The following is an 18,768-nucleotide window of genomic DNA, read 5'->3' on the forward strand; positions in this document are numbered from 1 at the left end:
CTAGAGAAAGTAGCAATTCAAATCAATCAGACATATGAGCAAACGTGCTATGATGCTTGTGCTGTCATGGTGCGAAGACTAGTAGAAATTTTAATTATTGAGACATTTGAGGCTCATCAAAAGTCAGCTATTATCAAAGACTCAAATGGAGACTACTTCATGCTGAATGATTTGATTTCTAGGTTTCAATCTGAGAGTTGGCCACAAAATCCAAGTAGGAATTTGAAAAAAACCTTACTAGAATTAAAAGGAATTGGTGATAAGTCTGCACATAGCAGATTCTATAACGCTCAAAGAAGCGATATAGATGATGTAAAGGTCCAGCTAAGAGGAGCCACAGAAGAGCTTCTTTATCTCTCTAAAATAAAAAAGTAGCAATTCATAATGGCAACTAACAAAGTATAAATGATCAACTGGAATACAAAAAGACTAAGCGAGTTTATCACGTACAAAAAACGATTCGCTTTCAAGTCAAAGGATTATAGTAAATCAGGAACTCCTATCATAAGAGTAAGTGATTTCCCGCCGTTGTTGGTGTTATCACCAACAACTAAACCACAGTAGCCCCTAATGTTTGAACAGCAGTACATGGCCTTCTTCACCGCCACTATACTGGAGTGGAAGCACCTGCTGAAGCCCGACAAGTATAAAGACATCATCCTAAACAGCCTGCGGTTTCTGGTGGAGAACAAGCGGGTAAAAATACATGGGTTTGTCCTCATGCCCAACCACATCCACCTGCTCTGGAAGATGGAGGAGCCGCACAAGCGGGAAGACGTGCAGCGGGATTTTTTAAAGTACACGGCACAGCAAATTAAATTCGATCTAATACAGTATCATCCAGCTGTGCTGGAGAAGTTCAGAGTAGAGGCAAAAGACAGGCAGTACCAGCTTTGGGAGCGAAACCCGCTATCAGTATATTGCTACTCTATTTCTGTTACAGAACAGAAACTGGATTACATCCACAACAACCCGATTCAGGAGAAGTGGCAGTTGGCGGTACTGCCGGAGGAGTATCATTACTCATCTGCTCGTTTCTATTATGACAATGCAGATGAATTTGGGTTCCTGACGCATTACAGGGACTGATGCGCTACCTTGCAGATTAAGTTGTTGGTGATAACACCAACAACGGCGGGAAAGCCATACTCGAAGATGTGTTTGAGCAATTTCTGCAGCGCCGCTACCCGCAATTGCCAAGTAAGGTGCTGGCCGAGCTGAAGCAGGAGTTCCTCTATAATTCCGGCGCAGATCTGCACCAACGCAACCACGCCTTCCACCTCAAGCTCAGCAAAGGCATCAGCAAAACCTGGAAAGACGACACCGGCAAGCAACACTTTGGCCACTTCTACCCCATCGCCTACGACGACATTTCGCAGAACGAGTTTCAGGTGGTCAACCAGTTCACCATCATCGGTAAAAGCAAGCGCATCCCCGACCTGATCATTTTAGTGAACGGCCTGCCGCTGGTGCTCTTCGAATTCAAAAACCTGTTCAGCCAGGACGCCACCGTAGAAGCCGCCTATAACCAGGTGCAGCACTATACCTACCAGATTCCGCAGCTCTTCGAGTACAACGCCCTCACTGTTGTCAGCGACGGCCAGACCACCCTGCACGGCATGTACAGCAGCGGCCTGGAGTGGTTCGCCGCTTGGAAAAGTATAGATGGCCGCGAGGTAGTCGGCAACGGCTTCGCGCTGGAAACGCTTATCAGAGGTCTGCTCGTGCCGGAGCGCCTGCTGCAATACGTGCGCCACTACATCCTCCACGAGCCCGACAAGGGCCAGCTGATTAAGAAAGGCGCTAAGTACCACCAGTTCTTCGGCATACAGTAAGCCCTACAGGAAAGGCTGAAGTCAGTGAAGCCCTACGGCGATGGCCGCATTGGCGTGGTATGGCACACCACCCGCTCCGGCAAAAGCATTACCATGGCCATTTACACCGGCATCCTGCGCCAACTACCTGAGCTGAAAAACCCAACTATAGTTGTGCAGGTAGACCGCTTCGACCTCAACCGTCAGCTCTTCGACGATTTTGTGGCCGCCAAAGATCTGGTAGGCGACGTGCACATTGCCAACACCACCGACGAGCTTCGCAGCCTGCTCAGCGGCGACAGCGGTGGCGTGGTGTTCAGCACCGTACAGAAGTTCAACCTGAAAGACAACGCCAACGGCCGCGAACTGGAGCACCCCGTCCTGAGCACCCTCGACAACATCATCGTGATTGCCGACGAGTGCCACCGCACGCAGTACGGCCTGATTGATGGCTATGCCAACAACCTGCGTCGCGCCCTGCCGCAGGCGAGTTTCATCGGCTTCACCGGCACGCCTGTCGACCGCAAAGACGCCGATACGGTAGCCGTGTTCGGTGACATCATCCATGCCTACGACATCCGCCAGGCCACCGAAGACAAAGCAGTGGTGCCGATCTACTACGAACCTCGCCTGGCCAAGCTGCACCTGGGCAATGCGCAATTCGAAGAAGAAGCCGAAGAAATAACCGGCGGTCTGGAAGAAAACGAGAAGAACCGCATTTTGTGGGCTGCCACGGAAGATGCCGCCGGTTCTGCTGGTCGTGTGGAAGCCATCGCCAAAGATATTTTGCAGCACTATACCTCCCGCACAAAGTATGGAGCCAACTTAGACGGCAAAACCATGATTGTGTGCATGAGTCGCCGCAACTGCGTAAAGCTTTACGATGCCCTGACCGCACTGGAAGGCTGCCCCGAAGTAGCCGTGATCATGACCACCAACATCGCCAAAGACCCTGTTGCCTGGAACCCGCACGTGCGCTCGAAAGAAGAGATAGAAGGCATCAAAGCCCGATTCAAGGACCCGGACGACCCGTTGAAACTCGTGATCGTGCGCGACATGTGGCTCACCGGCTTCGATAACCCGGCCATGCATACGCTGTATGTCGACAAAGTGATGAGCGGCCACAACCTGATACAGGCCGTCAACTGCGTCGCCACCGTATTCCGCGACAAGCCCAGCGGCCTGATCGTGGACTACATCGAAATTGGAGACAGGTTACGTGATGCGACCAAGAAGTATACCTCGGCAGGTGGTGAAGGACAGGTAGCGCTGGATATAGAAGAGGCTTTTGAACTGGCGAAGGAAACGATTTCACAGCTGCGCGAGATGCTGCCGGGTGGTGAGGTAAAGATTGTCCCCTTGAGGGGACTACAGGGGTGTTCAAACATTCAACAATCGGACAATGCCGAAACTACAAAGCAACCTCAGCAGCCTTCGACACCCCTAAAGAGCGCTGCTCGCAACTCTGAAGCTCTCGCTTCAGGTTGTCCTCAAGGGGACAGTTTGGTTTTTGCTTCGGTGCATGCGGCTATACCATACTTCTCTGCACTACCTAAAGGCGATAGACTGAAACTGGTACAACATGCCGTGAACCACCTTGTTGCCGATGACGAAGTATGCAAAACTTTTATGCTGAATGAGAAGATTCTCAGCAGCCTCGCTCCTATTATAAAGAGTCACGCCAACATCAACGAATTATCAGCAGACATTATTTACCTGCAGCACGTGGGTGCGGCTTTGCGCAAAGTGAAGAACCCAAACAAGAACATAAAGGTCAGCCACCAAGGTAAAAGAGCTTATTCACCGCTCCATCGAAAGTGAAGAAGTGATAGACGTATTCCAGATGGCAGGTATCGAGCGTTTTGACATCTCCATCATCAACGACGATTTCCTGGCAACCTCCAAAGAACAAAAGACCGGCAACGAACTGAAGTTAGAACTGCTGCGCCAGATTATGAACGATGAGATAAAAGTGCGTTCTGCTAAAAACCTTGTCAAGTATAGAAAGCTGAAAGAAGAAGTAGAACGCATCATCGCCGATTACCACAACCACTTTTTCGACAGCCTGGTGGCCATGGAAAAACTGCGCGAAGTAGCCCTGCAGATGCAGGAAGAAGACCAGCGCCGTACCCATTTGGGCTTAACCGATGAGGAAGAAGCCTTCTATGAAATCCTGTCCAATCACCCCAACGCTGTGCAGGACTTTGAGCTGATAAAAGAGCTGGTGCAGAAGATACTGGCTCAGGCAAAGAATAGCGCCTCGCAACCCGATTGGTACAAAAAAGACGATACCAAAGCGCAGCTGCAACTGGCTGTAAAGTCTGTACTACGATTCAAGGTGAAAGCCGAGTTGCAGAAAATACTCGATGAGATCATGGAGCAAGCCGAGGCCAGGTACAAGGAGTATGATATGCGAGTGGCCTAAGCCACTTGAAATCGAGAGCAGTTGCGGACTTTCTGCCGGCGGCTGTTCAATAAAAGAGCCTTTGGTGTCTTAAAATGTGTAACTCCTAAAGCCTCATTTGTTCTATAACTTGATCGTGTCTGGAGGAACGGTCATTGCCTGCCAGCTGACAAGTCTCTCACCAATCTGGAAGACACAATGAGCGACTTTATAATCCCTGCCATTATCAATCCTGAAAATTTTAATTGATCCTGAAAATCCTGATTCAGACATTTATCCGGAGCACGATTATTATAAACGCAGCATGTACCTCTAAAAAAGATAAGATGACCCACAGCAATAAAATAAGCCTCCCCCGAATTAGAGAGGCTCATTGTTTTATTCAACAAGTATAAATCGTTACTTATAACTCCGTTGCATTGAAAGTATCTCCCTGCGACACATCGCCTGTCTCAAATCCTTTTCTAAACCAGCGTACCCGTTGGGCTGAGGTGCCATGCGTGAAGGAGTCTGGAACCACCCTACCGGTGGATTGCCTTTGCAGATGATCGTCACCGATAGCACTTGCTGCATTAAGCGCTTCTTCCAGATCGCCGGATTCCATAAACCCTTTGGCGTTTTGCGTATGGTGCGCCCATACACCAGCTAAGAAATCAGCCTGAAGCTCTACCCTTACCATAAGCCTATTAAATTCAACTTCTGATAGTTTACCCCGCATGGCATTAACCTTTTCCATGGTTCCTGTTAGTTTCTGCACATGGTGCCCTACCTCATGGCCCACCACATAGGCTTGCGCAAAGTCTCCTCCAGCACCAAGCCGTCGTTCCATCTCGCCAAAAAAGCTAAGATCGATGTACAATTTTTCATCGCCGGGGCAGTAAAATGGTCCTGAAGCTGCAGAAGCAAGTCCACATGCAGAGTTTACCTGCCCCGAAAACAGTACCAGGGTTGGCTCCCTATATCCTTCTATCATCTTATTCCATACATCTTCGGTATCTGCCAGCACCACCGCCGTCTGATCGGCTAGTTCCTGCTCTTGGGGCGTAGGCTCGTAGTTAGCTGACTGTGCATACTGCGGTTCGCCACCAACAAACTGCTGCAGGAGCGTTAGGGGATTCGTTCCAGTCAAAAACAGCAGCGCCGCTACCACTGCCACAATAACCAGCCCCACTTTTGAAAAAAGGAGCCGGAACAATGGTATGAGCAGCATAGGGTTCATGCCTCTGCCACCTCCGCCTGCGGATTGTCCTCTCCTATCTTCTATATTGCTGCTTTTTCTTCTGCCTTGCCATTTCATAAGATGCCTAATAATGAAGTGAATGTTAGTATGGTTTGTTTTTAGCTGCCTTGCCAGGCTGAGTAGCTATACGCATATTCGGACAGTATAACGGTGGGCAGCTTCAGTTGGATGTACTTAATTCAAACGATATAGGAAAGGATAGCATCACACACTTCGATAGCTCGATCACAAAGGGCAGTTTTGTCTATATGCAAACAGGCTCCCGTTATACTTGCAAGTATAACGGGAGCCTGTTTGCTTTATTCAGATTAGCAGTAAGATACAAACTCACCACTTTTGATAATGAGATTATTTACTAATAAAAGGCTGTTTATGGTCGTTGTAGCAGGCGAAAACTGCTTTGCCAGGTTCCGATAAAGGCAGGTTGCAGCGCAATGGAGGAAGCTTGCATATGCCCTTAGGCCTTTTTACGAAATAGCCTCACAATTCTATCGATAATAGCACCTAAGATCAACCCACCTATCCCACAGGCCACTGCCTTAGCAAGCCAGGCCAGAATAGGTATACTTGCTAACGAATGCTCCAGGTTATCTAATGCATGACTGGTAAAAGGGATGCCATGTGCAATAATTTCCGCTCCTACCCATAACATGGCCGCCGTACCTACATAGCCAAGTGCTTTAAGAAAACCAGGCATTAACTTTACAATACTGCGCCCAATACTCCTTACCCTGGGATGGTGATTTTCTTTAGCCAGGTGTACACCAAAGTCGTCCGCCTTTACAATCAGCCCTACAAAACCGTAAACAGCAAGAGTTATAAAAACAGCTACGCTCAGCATCACTGCGATTTGTGTAGTTAAATCTTTATCGGCTACCGTGGCATAAGTGATGGCTACAATTTCAGATGACAGGATCAAATCAGTACGCACCGCACCAGTTACCCTTTCCTTTTCCAGTTCTTCGGCTGAAATAACTTTTAAGCCTTCCTCTGCCTCAACATGTTCGTCTGTGTGCTTGCTAAACATGGAGTGCACTTTTTCATAGCCTTCATAACATAGATAAGCTCCGCCGCACATCAATATGGGTGGTATTGCCCACGGAGCAAAAAAACCAAGTAGAAGAGCCGCCGGGCTAAGCAAAAGCACTTTGTTGAACAGCGACTTTTTCGCAATCTGGAAGATGATCGAAAGCTCCCGCGATGGGTCGAGTCCTACTACATACTTAGGTGTTACAGCAGTATCATCAATCACAATACCAGATACCTTGCCTGTGGTTTTGGCCACCTGCGCGGGCACGTCATCAAGGCTTGCCGCACTAACTTTTACCAGTGCTGATATATCGTCTAATAAAGCTAAAAGTCCTGTAGCCATTCTATAAATGAGTTTAGAAAAATAAAATATGTTGTGATAATAAAACCCAAAGTGGTTTAACTCCGGCTGCGGTAGTTCAGCAAGCCAAAGCGTGGATTACATACTTAGGCCACGCTATACTTGTTGCGCTTGTGCTGCATCTATCAAAGAGACAGAGTCAACACTAGTCATCATCAAATGAATAAAGCGTTTATACTTCCTGATTATTGCTATTGGGACACTTTGCTTCAGGTGGCGATATTACAAAATATATCGCTTATAAAAACGTTATGATTTTTTTGCCTGCTGCCCTGGTTTCCTGCATCTGTTGCGAAAGGCAAGTCATGCATAGCTTTTGTCAACGTATTAGCTGTAGCACTACCTTTCCAATTGTCTTCCCCTGCTGAAACAGCTGTATCGCCTCATGTATATCCTTAAAATCATAGACATGCCCGATATGCTGAGGAGAAAGCTGCAGCGCCTGTAGGCCTTGCAACATGTGGTGCATCATGTCTGTCTGCTCGTACAGGTAAATCAGGTTAAAGCCCATTAGCGATTTATTTTCAGTTGGTAAACGCAAAGGGTCTATTTTCGGCCGCTTCAAATATTTCCAGATCAGCTTGGGGTAGTTGGGCCTTGATCCGTGACTGGAGAAACTGGCGTTACCATAAACCACCATACGGCCCATTGGGGCCATCGCTTCCCAGCCTTGCTGTAGCACTTTGCCACCTACACATTCCATTATCAGTTGAAGCGGGCGACCTTGTAACGCATCCTTAAGCTTTACATCAAAGCTTTTATCCCGCAGAATAACCTTGTCATAGGCTTCATCTTTTTCCAGGAAATCCATTTTCCCTGGCTGCCCCACCGTTCCGATAGTATAGGCCTTATATTTTTTACAAATGCGGTTGGCCAAAATACCCACTCCACCTGCAGCACTATGTATAAGCACATTCATTCCTTCTTTCAGGTTACCAAGTGCTGTTAGCGCATAGTAGGCAGTAAGTCCCTGTACCAGAAAACCTGCTCCCTCTTCAAAATTCCAGTCGGTTGGCAGTGGTATAACATACCGCCTGTTTATATTGATGTGCGATACATAGCCACCAAATTTAGTCACCCCCATCACCCTGTCGCCAACTTTCCATTCTTCTACGGCTGCCCCGGTAGCCACCACTTCACCAGAAAACTCCAAACCAGGAATAAATGATCCTTTCGGTGTAGCGCTGTAGAGCCCTTGCATGGCAAAAATATCTGCAAAGTTAAGTCCTACCGCCTTTACCTGCACACATACTTCATCTGCCTGCGGTTCTCCCAGCGGCTCGTTTACCAGCTGCAGATTTTTGATGGAACCTGCTTTGGGCATGCGGTATACCTGGCGCTCTAGCATATCTTCTTATATTTTGTAATGAGGTTGTAGTTTAAACTTAGGAAACGGAAGTATACGTATAAGAACGAAGTTACCTTACGTATTGTAATACCCATTAATCTGTAAGAGGCTCATTAAAAATAGAGAGCCTATCCCCCCTGATGTTAATCTTTTTGCAACTTGCGGGGGTAAGGCTCCTCTATCAAAAAGATCTTTTCAGGATGACAAAACAGCTAAAACTAATTTTGTCCGACCTCTTTACATTATTACTTAAGCTAATGATGAACAAATACTTACCATAAAATGAAAGGTTGAAACCTTCGGCTTTAAGAGTAAAAATTTGTTTTTAAAAACTCGTTACGGAATTTACCTGAAGGGTCGAATTGATGAACAAGCGATTTGAAGTCAGGCAACTTAACGACACGCTCCTGAAGAACAGCCGGCGACAATGTAAACAGTTTTCCCCAGTGAGGCAAAGGCTTATATGGGGCAAGTACTTCTTCTATCAGAGGAAGTAATGTCTTTACAACCTCCCAGTCCTGTTTCCAGGTAAAATGAAAAGCGACAGACGCCTGCTCATAGCAGGGGCTCATCCACAGCTTATCTGCTGCTATTGCTCGAATTTCAGAAACAAATAGATAGGGGCTGATTTTTTCGTGTAGCTTTTCAATAGCCATCATGGCATCGTATCCATACTCTAAGGCCACAAAGTACTCTGACTGCAGCTCTTTCCCAGCACTTGGCTGGAAACCCATCCGGAAGTGTGGCAGCCTGTCGTACCACGTTCCTGGAATAGCTAACTGTTCTGTAGTATGCTCCGCCGAGAGCTCCTCCAGCGGGTGCAAGTGTTGGTGAGCTAGTGTTGCACCATAATATCCAGGTGCAGGCGGTTGGTTATCGTTTTCAGCGATACTTTTTACCCATACCTGATTGATGCTTTTGCTCTGCCAGGTGGTAAATAAACTTACGCTATAGCCTCCAGCTATTACCTCATTAAATTTATTTTTCAGCTCCTCCATAGGCAAGTGTTGGTATACTACCTGCTTCATGTTAAAAGCTGGCTGTAGCTGCAAGGTAATTTTTGTAACAACGCCCAGGGCCCCTAAATTTACCACAGCGCCAGAAAACACCTCTCCTGCTGACTCTTTTGCTAAAGAAAGGAGCTCACCCGAAGCAGTAACAAATTCCATAGCGGCAACAGCCGTTCCCAGATTTCCATGCACCACCCCAGAGCCGTGCGTGGCCGTTGCACAGGCACCCACAACAGATATATGAGGCAGCGAAGCCATGTTGTGCAAGGCATAGCCCTGCGCATGCAGGTATGGGGCAATATCACTATAAGTTGCACCTCCCTCTACAGTTACTGTGTGTTTCACAGTATCCAGCGCTACTACGCTTTTCATCTTTTGCAACGACACCTGCACCTCTTTGCTATCAGCAATACGATTAAAAGAATGCCTGGACCCTAAGGCTTTAATCTTGCTGCACTGGCTAACCAGCACCTGCACCTCCTCCACCGTTGTAGGATGCTGCAAATAATTTGCAGTATATGAAATGTTCCCTGCCCAATTCAGTTGCTTTTCTGCCATTGTTTGTTTCTGTAAGTATAAATTAAAGCATTACATATTTCTCTCTTTTATAACCTGTGCAAACACTTGTTGTTAAAACTTTACAGGTAGCAGTACGCCTAAAAGCTCTTCGTTCTCCCACACATAAAGCTGTTCCGGCTTACGTTCAAATTATTTTTACAAGTTTTTAACGCTACAACCATTCCTGGAGCTGTCAGACGATCATAAGATACGTATAGCTACTACCAATTACTATGAAGCTGCACCCACACTACTGATTTATACTTGATATTCTTACAGGTTAGACATGCTTTAAAGTATAAATACTGTTCTCAGACAACTTATGAAAACCCTGGAATTAAAGATAATGCGTGGGCCAAACTACTGGTCTATTAAGCATCCGAAAATAATTGTGCTAAAGCTGGATCTACAGGAATTGCAGGATACTCTTACCAGCGATGTACCTCAACTGGCACAGAAACTTTTGAAGCTCTTTCCGGACATCATCAAACACCGATCTGCCGCGGGCACAGAAGGAGGCTTTATCCGGTTGGTGAAGGAAGGCACCACGCTGAGTAAAGTTGTGCAGCATATAGCACTGGAACTACAGACAATGGCTGGCATGAACAGTGGCTATGGCAGGTGCTATGCCTCTAGCCAGGCCGGAGTTGATTTTGTTGTTTTCTCATACCAACAGGAAAGGGCGGGAGAATATGCTGCCGAAGCAGCTGTGCGTATCACAGAAGCACTGGCGAGAGGCGAAAGAGTAAGCGTGATTCAGGATGTTGCCAAACTGCACCAGATCCGGGAAGATGAGTACTTTGGCCCAACCACCGAAGCCATTGTGCAGGAAGCGGTAAACCGGAACATTCCCTACATCCAGAACAGGCAGAGCAGACATATTCATTTAGGCTACGGCATTCACCAGAAGCGCATCCAGGCTGCCATGAGCAATAACACCTCCTTCTTTGCCGTTGAGAATGCTGGCGATAAAAATCTGACGAAAGCCATTTTGGAGGAAGCAGGCATTCCGGTGCCGCAAGGCCAAACCGTGTATAACGCCCGTGAGTTAGAAGATGCGATCGAAGCACTGGGTTACCCTATAGTTACAAAGCCTCTGAACGGCAACCAGGGCAAAGGAGCCAGCATCAACATTCAAAACTGGAAGGACGCACAGAAAGGCCTATCTGAAGCCAAACGTTATTCTGAGGCGGTAATGGTAGAGCAGTTCATCGAAGGATACGATTACAGGCTGCTCGTGATTAACGGCAAGTATATTGCAGCTGCCAAACGTACTCCTGCCATGGTTACAGGCGATGGAAAATCCACTATCAGGCAACTGGTGAACCAGGTAAACAAAGATCCCCGACGTGGTGTTGGTCATGAAAAGGCGCTCACGCACATCAAAATTGATAAACTTACGCGCGGTATTCTACGCGAGCAGGGCTTAACGCTACAGTCTATACTTGCATCCGGCCAAATACTTTATTTAAAAAGCACAGCTAACTTGAGTACAGGTGGCACGGCAACTGATGTAACCGATGTAGTGCACCCATACAATGTGTTGATGGCCGAGCGCATAGCGGGTATTATTGGGCTGGATATTTGTGGTATTGACGTGATGACGACAGACATTGCCATCCCACTGCCGGAAACAAGGGGTGCTGTGATAGAAGTAAACGCTGCTCCAGGCTTGCGGATGCACATCTCTCCGACGGAAGGCTTGCCCCGTAACGTGGCTGAACCTATTATCAGTATGTTGTTTCCACATGGCTCTCCTTCGCGTGTACCCATTGTAGCAGTAACCGGCACTAACGGTAAAACCACCACCACACGCCTGATCGCTCACATTTTGAACTTTAAAGGGTATAAGACGGGCTATACCACCACGGACGGCATTTATATACAAGGCCGAAAAATAATAGAAGGTGATACCACAGGCTCGTACAGCAGTGAGTTTGTGCTCAAAGACCCTACCGTTAACTACGCTGTGCTGGAGTGCGCGCGCGGTGGCTTGCTTCGGTCAGGCCTCGCCTTTACCCAGTGTGATATTGGTGTTGTCATGAATGTTTCGGAAGACCATTTGGGGCTCGGCGATATCAACACCTTAGAAGACATGGCCAGAGTGAAGGGCGTGATCCCAAAAACTGTTTGTTCGGATGGCTATGCAGTTCTGAATGCAGATGATGATTTAGTATATGATATGGCCAGTGGCCTGCGCTGCAAAGTCGCTCTTTTCAGTTTAGACGAGCAAAACCCAAGAGTGACCGAGCATATTTCGAAGGGTGGGCTGGCAGCAGTTTTTGAAGATGGGTATATTTCTATCTTCAAAAATACTTATAAGATCCGCATTGACCGTGTGAGTGATATACCTCTTACTTTCGGAGGAAAAGCCAAATTCAATATTTACAATGTGTTGGCCGCCACGCTGGCTGCTTATATTTCTCATTTGGAGATCAATGAGATTAAAACTGCCTTACGCACCTTTATACCTTCCTCTGAAACCACACCCGGACGTATGAACCTGTTCCGTTTGCCAAAGGCTGAAGTGCTGATAGACTATGCGCATAATATAGCCGCTATGCAGGCCATTGGCGACTTTATCAACCAAACAGCAGCAAGCAGGAAAATTGGTATTATTGCAGGTGTTGGAGACAGGCGCGATGCAGATATTATAGATGTAGGCCGTTTAGCTGGTGAAGTGTTTGATGAAATTATCATCCGGCAAGACAAAGACCTGCGTGGCCGTACAGGAAAAGAATTGAGCAACCTGCTGAAGGAAGGCATTTTTAAGGTTAAACCTGAAATGGAGCCTTTAGAAATCAAACAGGAAACCCGTGCACTGGCCTATGCTTTAGAATACGCTCCCGAAGGCTCATTTATCGCTCTTTTCTCTGAAAACATACCTGAAGCCGTAAAACTTGTTGAAGATTTCAGACTTATTCAGCATCGTAAAAGCGCCGCCACTGAATAACCGCATCTATTTTATTTCTACTCCCTTGCTGCATCTTCGGCTGTTGCAAGGGAGTCTACTGTTTCCCTTAATCATATATACGTATAGCCATAGCGCCTTCCTCTTTCTTAAACATCAAAACGAAAGAAGGAAGTATAAGAAGTACTGCAAAGCTGCCATGGGCTGTACAGGATTCTACAACTTTTCGTAACCAATCATCGTGATATGGAAAGCTGTGGCACCCATACGGCAAAGTTAAGTTTAGCACAAGTATAAATTTCTTACGTATGGATATTTTCCGATCAATTAAATCTGACTTAAAAGCTCATGGTGTTAATAAACATGCTTTTAAATCAGTCGAATCCTTTCTTATACTTCCTTCTTTCGTGAAATACCTCACAAAATTTTCACATAGCAGTTTTGTGAATTTTTCCAGCCGCATGTATGGTATCGCTATACTTTTACTGCTATTAAGCTTTTGCCTGGGAGGTTGTGCCACTTCGGAATTAGGTAAGTCTGGTCAGCGTAAAACGGCAGGAAGAACTTTTGTAATTGTGGGTGCTTCCAGCGGGTTTGGCCGCGGTGTGGCAGAGCAACTAGGTGCCTATAAGGCTAATGTGGTGCTGGCTGCCCGAAGAACAGAGCTACTGGAGGAGGTGGCCGAGAAAGTAAGGGCGGCAGGTGGGACGGCTCTCGTTGTCTCTATGGATATCAGTAAACCTGAAGATGTGCAGCGATTGGCTGATGCTGCTGTACAAGCATATGGCACAATAGATGTCTGGATTAATATGGCGGGCGTGGGTGGTATAGGCCGTTTCTGGGATATACCACTTGATGACCAGGCTCGCATAGTAGACATCAACCTGAAGGGCTTTATTTATGGGAGCTATGCAGCTGTAAGGCAGTTCAGGGCGCAGGGCTATGGCACGCTCATCAACATGGGTTCTATCGAGAGTGTTAATCCCCTTGCCTATCATGCCTCTTATGCCGCTACCAAGGGAGGTATTTTAAATCTGGGTCAGGCCCTTAATCAGGAGTTAAGGCTCGATGGGCATAAAAACATTCGGGTGGTAACTGTGGAGCCCTGGGCCGTAGACACGCCTTTCTGGAGACACGCTGCCAACTATAGTGGCGGTACACCTCGTATGGCAGCCATGGATCCTCCAAGTAAGGTAGTAAATGCCATTATCCGAGCCTCGCTGCGCGGCAGAAACGAGCTTCCGGTGGGCTGGAAAGCAAAAGGAGCCTGGTTGTCGCACCGCTTGTTTCCAAGGCTTACAGAAAGGCTTTCAGCCAACATCATACACAAGTACCAGATCGAAAATGCCCCCCCAGCGCCGCCTACTTCCGGTTCCGTACACGAGCCTATGGAAGCTGGACGAGGTGTAGATGACAACGTTCGTCAGCGTATGAAAGAAGAAAAAAAACGTCGCAAGCAAAACAACTAAATTAAGCTACAGGTGAGTATAAAGATGAATTTAGCTAAGCTGATACTCCCCCGCCCTTTGCTGGAACTTCCATTATAATCCGACTCTATCAGGAAGAGCGCTGGTGCTTGAATGTTAATGTATAACCAGGTGGGCGTACAGTTTAGTGGTAAGGCCACAGAGGAAGCCGAATCTCAGTTTAAAAATACCTCTGTCTCTAATTCAAAAATCCCGTACCTTTAGGTAAACTATAAACCTATTCTTATGGCAAAATCACAAGACGCAAAAAAGGATGTTAAGAAGAAGCCAGCTAAAACTCCTAAGGAAAAGCAGGCAGCTAAACTCGAAAAGAAGAAGAATAAATACGATTAAGTAACCCCTACTTCACCTCCCGGCAAATAGCTTATCAAGCTGAAAGAGGTAAACGAAAGCAGCAAACTTCACCGTTTGCTGCTTTCGTTTTTTAGTACAAGTCATAGCGCTTACTGCTCAAATAATGGTAGCAGCATGTATACCTGTGGCCTGCTTTAAATTATTCTTACTCTGTTGTCATGTATTGATAAGTAGTTTTTTACAACTACCACGTCCATAAATTTATAGTTGCTTTACAAACGGTAGTATGTTATCGTCTAGGGATTTTAATTATATTAGCTATTCTTGCTTTGGCCGATTAGTTACTAGCAGCACCTATATAAAATAAACCTATGAGCACAATTTCTGAAGAACAGCTGCGCGCTGCCTTTCCTGCCTTAAAAGAAACAAGTACAAGCAAGCCTGCTGTTTATTTTGATGGCCCCGGCGGCACACAAATGGCACAGCAGTCAATAGATGCCATGGTGGGCTACATTACCAGTGGAATGGCCAATTTACACGGCGCCTTTGCTACAAGTATAAAAACGGATCTTGTATTAGAAGAAGGACGAAAAGCCGTAGCAGATCTCTTGAACTGTAGCCCTTCTGAGGTTGCTTTTGGCCAGAACATGACTTCACTTGCTTTTTCCATTGCTCGCAGCCTTTCTTCTTTTGTTACTGCTTCTGATGAAATCGTGGTAACAGAACTGGATCATCGGGCCAATGTAGACCCGTGGGTAACGCTGGCAAAAGATACGGGTGCGGAAGTGAAATTTCTTCAGGTAAATCCTGAAACTTATACTTTAGCGTTAGATAACCTGGATGAGGTAATTACTGAGAAAACAAGACTGGTGGCAGTGGGTATGTCGTCTAACGTAACAGGTACGGTGACGGCTCTAGATAAAATAATAGCTCGTGCGAAAGAGGTGAATGCCTTGGTTATAGTGGATGCTGTTCATGCGGTACCACATCTATCAATTGATTTTAAGGAACTAAGCTGTGATGTGCTGTTGTGCTCTGCTTATAAATTCTTTGGCCCACATATAGGTATAGCTGTGATAACTGCCTCTCTATTTGAAAAGCTGCCTGTTTACAAGTTAGAACCTGCCCCACAGCAGATACCTGATAAACTGGAAACAGGCACACAGAACCATGAAGCCATTGCAGGATTGATTGGAGCTATTAAGTTTATAGAAGATCTAGGTGAAGGTGACACACGTAAAGCAAGGCTCAAATCAGGTATGCATCAAATTGATGCCTATGAACAGGGCCTGGCTGATAGAATAGAATGCTTTTTAAAGCAACTACCGGAAGTGCGTCTTTACCGTGCTCCGGCTGGCACACGCAAAACCCCAACTTTTGCCTTTACTATTGCCAATGTGAATGCCCGTGTAGCTACCACCTGGTTTGCACAGAAATATAATATGAATATAGCCGACGGTCATTTCTATGCCTCTACCATGGCTGATAAACTAGACGTGAACGCTATGGGTGGCTGGATCAGAATTGGATTAGCCCCATACAACACACTTGCGGAAGTGCAGCTGTTTGAACAAGCATTACAGGAGTTTATCACAACCTACAGTAAATAATATGCTTTTATTTAAGAAGCTCAAAGCTAATGATTAGAGCTTCTTAAATTTTTGTTTTTACAAGCGGTTTGCAGCGCAAAGGATGAATTTTAAACATGCTCTCAGTTGCCAGGCAGTGCCAAAACACCAGGGGCGGAGAAATACTTCTCCGCCCCTGATACTGCCCTTAGTAGGTATCGTTATTTCACTACGACCAGCTTTAAGGTACGCACTTCGCCATTCGCCTGAAGCTTTACAAAGTACATTCCCTTTGCCAGTGCCGTGCCGTCTATTTCGACACTAACCGTTTCTCCCGATGCTGCCTGCCCCTGCTTCACCTCTCCCAGCAAAGCGCCTTTCATATCATAGAGCAGCAAACTGTATTTGCCTTCCTGCGCCAATGTAAATTTAACAGTAGCTTTTGTAGTAAAAGGATTCGGGTGTGCCTGCATATCTTCGCTGGATGAAAGGGCAGTAAGGGCACGTTCTGATGCTGCACGAACTGCAGGCCTCGGTCGGCTGTTGATGATGATCTGGCCCCCTCCTATACTTGGGTACAGCTGTGCCATGTCATAGATCTCGCCACCCATAGCGTAGCTGTCATACACTACAGCGCCGCTTTGCATGTCCCATACTTTGATGCGCAGGTTATCAGAGTTGTCGTTTTGGCCTCTGCCACCGCCGTCATGTGCTGAAGCGACAAATTTATACTTGCCTTTTCCGTTCAGCGTACCTTCGCCTTCCCATACGGCCCTGTTGGCCTTGATGACAAGCCAATGGATAGTAGAACTGTAGAACAGCGACTTATCCGGCATAGTGAGAAGTGTTATACCTGTTGGCGTAGTGGCTTTTGCATTTCTGTACCTGACACTAAACGTGAACAGGGAGTTAGTCTGTAGTTGCGCCAACGATACAGGCCGCACCGCATCGCCTATCCAGCCTGCGCCACTAACAGTTCCGGCAGCAGGATCATACACAGCCTTCCACTGCATGTAGTCATCAGATGTAGGCTTCAGGCAGGTTTCAGAAAAGTTGAGTCCGATTTTGTAGATTCCGGCTTCAGCGTAAGTATGCTGGCCGGTAATGCGGTTGGTGCCAAAGGCGGTATAAGACATCGAGCTGCTTCCGTCTCCCCAGGTCCATTTCACACCCTCGTCTCTCTGCATGGCATAGTCGCCCAACAGCGCCGTGGTGCGCAGCTGGTCTCCTAGTTTAACTGGGGTTGGCGGAAGGTATAGCTTCACGGCTACCGGCACATTGCAGGTAGGGGCGGTTTTATACTTGAGGGTAAATAGGTTACTTCTAAAATTTGTTTCTGATCCTCTCAAACTAGAATAACCGGAAAAGTATAAGTTATCATATTTGTCAAAAGCTAACGCGTGACTATAATCGTTTACCGTATCTCCTTGTCCATAAAATTCGGCACCAAGTATGCTACCGTTGGCGCTGAACAAAACAGTTAATACATCATCATAAAAGTTTAACCGTACAGCATCCAGCCGGCTAAATCCTGTGACAGCGATTTGTCCTTTGCTATCAACAGCAACGGCTCGGGGCCAATCCATACTATTACCAGGTGCATCATAGGTTTGCTGCCACAGCTGTTCGCCTGACGGACTAATCTTTACCACCAGATAATCAGAACTTGCTTTGTTGAAGCGACGTATGCCAGCCAGAATTAAATTTTCCTGCTGATCTATAGTAGCATCGACTAGAATTCCTATGTCAGGGCTTCCAGTATCTATAACTTGCTCCCATAACAGTATGCCATCTTTATCAATCCCCCAAGCCAAAAGCAAATTCTTTGCATTGTATGCATTTACACCGGTGAGGTACACTTGACTATCTCCAATAAATACTTCTTCAGCCGAATTGTTGCCATAAACTTGGCCAAATGATTTTCTGTAGAGGAGCGTACCAGCCGCATTGTATCTCAGAAGTAAAGCATCACTGTCCCCCCCTCTTGCACTTGTGATTCCAACTACATAAATACTTCCATCGGCATCTACAGCCAGATTACTATAACCATCTTCTCTGCTGCTTTTTTTGACCCAGGCTGTACTTCCGTCTGCCCCGTTAAGTTTAACAAGTACAGTTGACTGCTCCTCTTTACTAAAAGCAAAATTGGCTATATAAAAAGCATTGCCTGCGGCATCCAGAACTAATTCAGACCCTTTATCACTGCCGATACCTCCGCCTCCTTCATAAGACGCCCAAATTTGTCGCCCTTCAGGGGAAAGCTTTATCACCACTACTCTACCATCAGGTCCGGCAGTCCAGCTGTTAGCCAATACAAAGATATTTCCAGCTTCATCTAGCTTCATGTGCACAAGCGATAAAGCTCTATCAGCAGATTCAAGAGAGTCAGTCCAAATAATTTCTCCAGCTGGATTAAATTTAAATACTTTGATACTGGTAGAACTGCTAAGGCTGCCATAATCAGCTGCCACGATAGAGTTTCCTGCTGTATCTACTGCCACAGCAGTATTGCGAGAACTATACGCAGTTTCATCGAAGGTTTTAACCCATTCCAGGTTAAGTTGCGCCTTGGTAACAAAAGACAGCAGGAGCAGCGGCAGTAGCAAAAACAGTATTCTGCCACTGTAAGCATTGTAAAACTTAAAGTTTGTTTCTGAGAAATAAGGTAAATGGTTTTTCATGATGCTTATACTTAAGATTGGAAATTCTATGGCAAAGGCAGGATGAAAAGCCTGGAAAAAACC

At 46.4% G+C, this 18,768-nt stretch carries 13 protein-coding genes; 8 read left to right on the forward strand and 5 right to left on the reverse strand.

Annotation, left to right across the window (positions count from 1 at the left end; all coding sequences use genetic code 11):
- From ACFQ2O_RS10695 to ACFQ2O_RS10715, 5 genes are all read left to right on the forward strand, one after another.
- Positions 1–375 (forward strand): hypothetical protein (locus ACFQ2O_RS10695; RefSeq protein WP_377527127.1); only part of this gene is annotated, 375 nt, incomplete at its 5' end.
- Between the two features lie 195 nt (positions 376–570).
- Positions 571–1,089, forward strand: a complete 519-nt coding sequence (locus ACFQ2O_RS10700; protein ID WP_377527129.1) for a transposase — start codon at positions 571–573, stop codon at positions 1,087–1,089.
- Between the two features lie 56 nt (positions 1,090–1,145).
- Positions 1,146–1,835: a type I restriction endonuclease gene (locus ACFQ2O_RS10705; RefSeq protein WP_377527153.1), complete on the forward strand. Its 690-nt coding sequence runs from the start codon at positions 1,146–1,148 to the stop codon at positions 1,833–1,835.
- Positions 1,836–1,850: 15 nt separating this feature from the next.
- Positions 1,851–3,635: a type I restriction endonuclease subunit R gene (locus ACFQ2O_RS10710; RefSeq protein ID WP_377527156.1), complete on the forward strand. Its 1,785-nt coding sequence runs from the start codon at positions 1,851–1,853 to the stop codon at positions 3,633–3,635.
- A gap of 4 nt (positions 3,636–3,639) precedes the next feature.
- Complete coding sequence (locus ACFQ2O_RS10715) at positions 3,640–4,239, forward strand: type I restriction enzyme endonuclease domain-containing protein (RefSeq protein WP_377527131.1); 600 nt, start codon at positions 3,640–3,642, stop codon at positions 4,237–4,239.
- Between the two features lie 382 nt (positions 4,240–4,621).
- Here ACFQ2O_RS10715 and ypfJ read toward each other — a convergent pair whose 3' ends face one another.
- From ypfJ to ACFQ2O_RS10735, 4 genes are all read right to left on the reverse strand, one after another.
- Positions 4,622–5,515, reverse strand: coding sequence for a KPN_02809 family neutral zinc metallopeptidase (gene ypfJ / locus ACFQ2O_RS10720; RefSeq protein WP_377527134.1), 894 nt, complete (start codon positions 5,513–5,515; stop codon positions 4,622–4,624).
- Between the two features lie 400 nt (positions 5,516–5,915).
- Positions 5,916–6,830 carry a DUF808 domain-containing protein gene (locus ACFQ2O_RS10725; protein ID WP_377527136.1) on the reverse strand — a complete coding sequence of 305 codons (915 nt, stop codon included), beginning with the start codon at positions 6,828–6,830 and terminating at the stop codon, positions 5,916–5,918.
- A 337-nt stretch (positions 6,831–7,167) separates the two neighbouring features.
- A complete protein-coding gene (locus ACFQ2O_RS10730) occupies positions 7,168–8,196 on the reverse strand; it encodes an alcohol dehydrogenase catalytic domain-containing protein (RefSeq protein ID WP_377527138.1) in 1,029 nt (342 codons plus the stop codon).
- A gap of 305 nt (positions 8,197–8,501) precedes the next feature.
- Positions 8,502–9,764 (reverse strand): FAD-binding protein, encoded by a 1,263-nt coding sequence (locus tag ACFQ2O_RS10735; protein WP_377527140.1) that lies wholly within the window; start codon positions 9,762–9,764, stop codon positions 8,502–8,504.
- Positions 9,765–10,086: 322 nt separating this feature from the next.
- Between ACFQ2O_RS10735 and cphA the strand changes: the two genes are divergently transcribed.
- The 3 genes from cphA to ACFQ2O_RS10750 all read left to right on the forward strand — a co-directional run bounded on the left by cphA (position 10,087) and on the right by ACFQ2O_RS10750 (position 16,066).
- Positions 10,087–12,717 (forward strand): cyanophycin synthetase, encoded by a 2,631-nt coding sequence (gene cphA / locus ACFQ2O_RS10740; protein ID WP_377527143.1) that lies wholly within the window; start codon positions 10,087–10,089, stop codon positions 12,715–12,717.
- A 401-nt stretch (positions 12,718–13,118) separates the two neighbouring features.
- Positions 13,119–14,144 carry an SDR family NAD(P)-dependent oxidoreductase gene (locus ACFQ2O_RS10745; RefSeq protein WP_377527145.1) on the forward strand — a complete coding sequence of 342 codons (1,026 nt, stop codon included), beginning with the start codon at positions 13,119–13,121 and terminating at the stop codon, positions 14,142–14,144.
- A 683-nt stretch (positions 14,145–14,827) separates the two neighbouring features.
- Positions 14,828–16,066 (forward strand): cysteine desulfurase-like protein, encoded by a 1,239-nt coding sequence (locus ACFQ2O_RS10750; RefSeq protein WP_377527148.1) that lies wholly within the window; start codon positions 14,828–14,830, stop codon positions 16,064–16,066.
- A gap of 179 nt (positions 16,067–16,245) precedes the next feature.
- Here ACFQ2O_RS10750 and ACFQ2O_RS10755 read toward each other — a convergent pair.
- Positions 16,246–18,768: T9SS type A sorting domain-containing protein (locus tag ACFQ2O_RS10755; RefSeq protein ID WP_377527150.1), on the reverse strand; the 2,523-nt coding region annotated here is incomplete at its 5' end.

The organism is Pontibacter rugosus (assembly GCF_042678745.1).
Lineage (GTDB): Bacteria > Bacteroidota > Bacteroidia > Cytophagales > Hymenobacteraceae > Pontibacter > Pontibacter rugosus.